This is a genomic window from Streptomyces sp. NPDC002690 (assembly GCF_053592415.1).
In genome coordinates, this window is the sequence record NZ_JBSFVR010000498.1 from 1 (window position 1) to 4195 (window position 4195).

The 4195-nt window shown below is 68.9% G+C and carries 4 protein-coding genes; all 4 read right to left on the reverse strand.

Annotated elements, in window-relative coordinates; all coding sequences use genetic code 11:
- Positions 1-357 (reverse strand): FAD-dependent oxidoreductase (locus tag ACWD3D_RS34055; protein WP_451464573.1); only part of this gene is annotated, 357 nt, incomplete at its 3' end.
- 72 nt (positions 358-429) lie between these two features.
- Complete coding sequence (locus ACWD3D_RS34060; RefSeq protein WP_451464574.1) at positions 430-1446, reverse strand: transporter substrate-binding domain-containing protein; 1017 nt, start codon at positions 1444-1446, stop codon at positions 430-432.
- Between the two features lie 131 nt (positions 1447-1577).
- Positions 1578-2384, reverse strand: coding sequence for an amino acid ABC transporter ATP-binding protein (locus tag ACWD3D_RS34065; RefSeq protein ID WP_451464575.1), 807 nt, complete (start codon positions 2382-2384; stop codon positions 1578-1580).
- Entirely contained in the window at positions 2381-3412 is a 1032-nt protein-coding gene (locus ACWD3D_RS34070; protein WP_451464576.1) for an amino acid ABC transporter permease, read from the reverse strand. The genes ACWD3D_RS34065 and ACWD3D_RS34070 overlap by 4 nt, the downstream gene beginning before the upstream one ends.
- Positions 3413-4195: the final 783 nt, after the last annotated feature.

The following is a 4195-nucleotide window of genomic DNA, read 5'->3' on the forward strand; positions in this document are numbered from 1 at the left end:
GGCCGCCTCCGACGGGCTGAGCACCAGCCCCGGCCGACCCGCCACCCGCAGGACGTCGGCCAGTTCCCCCACGGTGCGGGGCGACCCGTGGTCGACGGCTCCGGTGACCGTCAGCACCGCCCGGCCGGACTCCTGCTCCAGCCGCCGCCACAACGGCAGCGCCCGCAGGGCGAGCCCGACGTACCAGGGATCGGCGTACGTCAGCCGGAAGATGCGGGAGCTGCCGTGCGAGCTTCCCCGGTCGTGGCCGGGACCGAACCGCTCCAGCACCGTCACCCGGTGGCCGCGTTCCGCCAGCCGCCACGCGGCCGCCGCGCCCATCACTCCGCCGCCGACGATCACCACGCTGGGTGCCATGACGGGTCTTCCTCTCTGCTTTCTCGCGTTCGGGCACACCCCGGCTCGATCGGGGTGCGGCGCCCCGATGGATCAGGAGTTGGTGATCGGCAGGCCCGGAGGGTTGACCTCCGCCTTCTGCACGGCCTCGTCCTTGAGGTTCCACGCTTCCAGCCACTTCGCGTACTGGCCGTTCTCGATCAGGTAGTTGATGGCCTCCGCCAGAGGCTTGGCCAGGCCGCTGTCCTTCTTCGCCGTGGCGCAGATCAGCCCCTGCAACGAGGCTCCGGCACCCGAGTACGTACCCCCGCTGCGGGTGGCCTGCGGGGTGCTCGCGGACTGGGTGATGTGGTAGGCGATGGCCGGATTCGGGCCGAAGTACCCGTCGATCTTCTTCGAGTTGAGCGCCAGATAAGCGCTGTTGTTGTCCGCGAAGTACTTGACGTCGAGCTTCTTGCCCTCGGACTTCAGCTTGTCACGCCACTCCAGCAGGATCTTCTCCTGGTTGGTTCCGGAGCCCACGGCGATGGTCTTGCCCGCCAGGTTCTTGTAGTCGCCGTCGAAGCTCCAGTCCGCCTCCTTGCTCACCTCGAAACCGAGGTTGTCCTGGCGGTAGCAGGCGAACTCGTACTTCTTCTTGCGCTCTTCGGTGTCCGTGATGTTGGAGAAGCCGGCCTCCGTGCGCCCGCTGTCGATTCCCACGAACAGGTTCTCCCAGGTCGCGTTCTTCGGCTCGGCCTTCAGGCCGAAGACCGCGGCGACAAGGCGGCCGAGGTCGGGCTCGGAGCCGGTGATCGTCTTCTGGTCGTCGCCGACGTAGCCGAGCGGTGCGGATCCGGCGGGGAGCATGCCCAGACCGATGGTGAACTTCCCGTCCTCGGTAACGGACTTCGGAAGCTGCGCGCGAATCGCCGCGACCTCGGGGACGTCCAGTGTGATCTCCTTGGCAGCCCCGTTCGAGGCGGCCCCGATGACGACCGACCCCTTGGCGGCGGGGGCGGCGGAGGAGTCCCCGGCGTCACTGTCCCCGCAGGCGCTGAGTCCGGCGGCGAGAGCGAGGACGGTGCCGGCGGTGGCGAGGGTGGTCAGACGGGATCTGCGGCGGGACATGTCGTTTCCTTGAGGGTGATGGAGCACAGGGTGAGAGGACGTGTGGGGGAGGGGGAGGGGGCAGAACGACCCCGCTCCGACCAGAAGCTGACGTATTGTCACAATGGCGTGGGGATGACGCGGTGAGCGGTTCAGAGAACCTTTCCCAGGAACTCCCTGGTGCGGGCCTCGCGCGGGTTGTCCAGCACGTCGGCGGGCTTCCCCTGCTCGACGATGACGCCGTGGTCCAGGAAGACGACCTGGTCGGCGACCTCGCGGGCGAACCCGATCTCATGGGTCACCACGATCAGCGTCGTACCTCCGGTCGCCAACTCCTTGATGACGGAGAGGACTTCGCCGACGAGCTCAGGGTCGAGAGCCGAGGTCGGCTCGTCGAAGAGGATCACACCGGGTTCGAGGGCGAGCGCCCGTGCGATGGCGACCCGCTGCTGCTGACCACCGGACAACTGGCGGGGGTAGCTGTCTGCCTTGTCCGCCAGCCCCACCCGGTCGAGGAGGGTACGCGCCGACTCGCGGGCACCGTCGCGGTCGGCCAGACCGGTGGCGGTGGGCGCTGCGGCGACGTTCTCCAGCACCGTCAGATTGGGGAACAGGTTGAAGTTCTGGAAGACGAAGCCGATCCGGCTGCGCTGCGCACGGATGGTGCGCTCGGGCAGTTCCTTCAGCCGGCCGCGGTGGTGCCGTACACCGATCGGCTCGCCACCGACCGTCACATGCCCGATGTCCAGCTTCTCCAGGTGGTTCACCGCACGCAGCAGCGTCGACTTGCCGGACCCGGACGGTCCGAGGATCACCGTCACCGAGCCGGGCTCGACCGTCAGATCGATGCCGCGCAGGACCTGGTTCTCACCGAACCACTTGTGCGCCCGGTGGATCTCCACCGCCACCGGCTCGGCGCGGACGGGGCTCTTCGTGCTCTGCGGGGCGATGACGCTCATGTGCTCGATCCGATCGAGGTCCTGGAACGGGCTGTCCCTACGGTGGCCCGGAACTTCTGCAACGGGGTCGGGGGTACGGTGCGCAGTGCGCCCCGCGAGTAGTGGCGCTCCACGTAGAACTGGATCACCGAGATGACGCTGGTGAGGATGACGTACCAGAGGGTGGCGACCAGGAGCAGTGGGACGATGTCCCCGGAGTAGGTGCTGCCGAGGCTCTGGACGGTGCCGAACAGATCGAGCAGCGAGACGTAGAAGACCAGTGAGGTGCCCTTGACCAGCCCGATCAGCTGGTTGACGTAGGAGGGCACGATCACCCGCAGCGCCTGCGGGAAGACGATGCGGCGGAACTGGTAACCGCGCGGCAGGCCGAGCGCCGAGGCCGCCTCGTGCTGTCCCTGGTCCACCGAGAGCACTCCGGACCTGACCACCTCCGCCGCGTACGCGGCCTCGTTGAGGCTGAGGCCGACCACGGCGACGGTCATGTCGGTGGCGAGCCGGGACTCGTCGAACTCGAAGAAGGCCGGTCCGAAGGGAACTCCGAGGCTCAACGTCTGATACAGCGCGCTGAAGTTGTAGAGGAAGAGCAGCACGACGATCAGCGGTACCGAACGCAGCAGCCAGATGTAGACCCAGGAGACGGACCGCAGCACCGGATTGGGCGACAGCCGGCCCAGTGCCAGGATCACACCGCCGATCAGACCGAACACCGCGCTGAGGGCGGCGACTTCGAGGGTGATCAGCAGGCCGTCGAGTATCACCGGACGGAAGAACCAGTACGAGAACCGGCTCCACTGGTAGAACGGGTTGCTCACCAGGCCGTGGACGAACTGGGCGACCAGGACGACGACCACCGCCGTGAGCACCCACCGCCACGGGTGGCGCAGCGGCAGTACCCGCTCGGCGGCCAGACGCGGGTCGTGTGCCGAGGTGGCGCGGGTGGCGACCTTCGGAGCCGGAGGCTCCGGGGCCGGGGCGGAGGGAGAGCCGGCGATGACCGGATCTTCCGGGGGCGCGGACGTCTCGGGCATGGGTGCTCCAGCGGTCAGGGGTGGCCGGACGGCGCGCGCGGCACGCGGTCGGGCCGAATGGGGAAGCCTGGCCGGAGTCCCGGGCAGGGTTGCGGTGAAGCGCGAGAGGGGGGCGGACGTGGTCCGGCCGGTCGGTCAGCAGCCGCAGTGCGGTGCGCGGGCCGGCAGCCCGCAGGTACACGAGTGGCAGGCACGGCACGAGGCGCAGTCGTGCGGCGGCGTACGCGGGGAGGCGACGGACAGCGTGGCGGACGGCACGGGGGAGTGGAGGCGGCGGACGCCTGCCGTCCTCTCCGGTGCGATCTCCATGCTGGTCATCCTGGTTCTCTCTGCCGCGGTGGGCGAGCCGCTGGGGCACGCTCGGTGTGACGGGCGACGCACGGGGTCGTGGCCGCCGGACCGCCGGGGAATCACCGGGCCGGTCCGGCGTCAGTAACCCATGTGGGGGAGGACGCGTCAACGTCCTCCTCGACTGTGTGAACAGGTGTACGGGCAGGCCCGGCCTCGTGTTGACGCGTCACTCACACCGTCCTGACCAGCGGAAATACCAACAGGAAAGCGACCGGGCGTCGCATTCGGGCGCGCCCCGGACGCTCCGTGGGGCGGCGTTCATTTCGTGATCCCGTAACACGGGCTTCATGCCCGGTCATACGGTTCACACGCCGGCCGGGCGCCCCTCCCGGCGCGCTGAGGACGCATCCGTCACGGAGAGCATCCTCGCCGGAAGCGACACCGGCGTGTTCGCCGGGGCGATCTGGCACGACTACCGCGACCTCGCTTCCG

What these genes read in the sequence shown, in the direction of transcription:
- ACWD3D_RS34060 (WP_451464574.1), bottom strand. Translation starts at nt 1,446, where the DNA reads ATGTCCCGCCGCAGATCCCGTCTGACCACCCTCGCCACCGCCGGCACC.
- ACWD3D_RS34065 (WP_451464575.1), bottom strand. Translation starts at nt 2,384, where the DNA reads ATGAGCGTCATCGCCCCGCAGAGCACGAAGAGCCCCGTCCGCGCCGAG.
- ACWD3D_RS34070 (WP_451464576.1), bottom strand. Translation starts at nt 3,412, where the DNA reads ATGCCCGAGACGTCCGCGCCCCCGGAAGATCCGGTCATCGCCGGCTCT.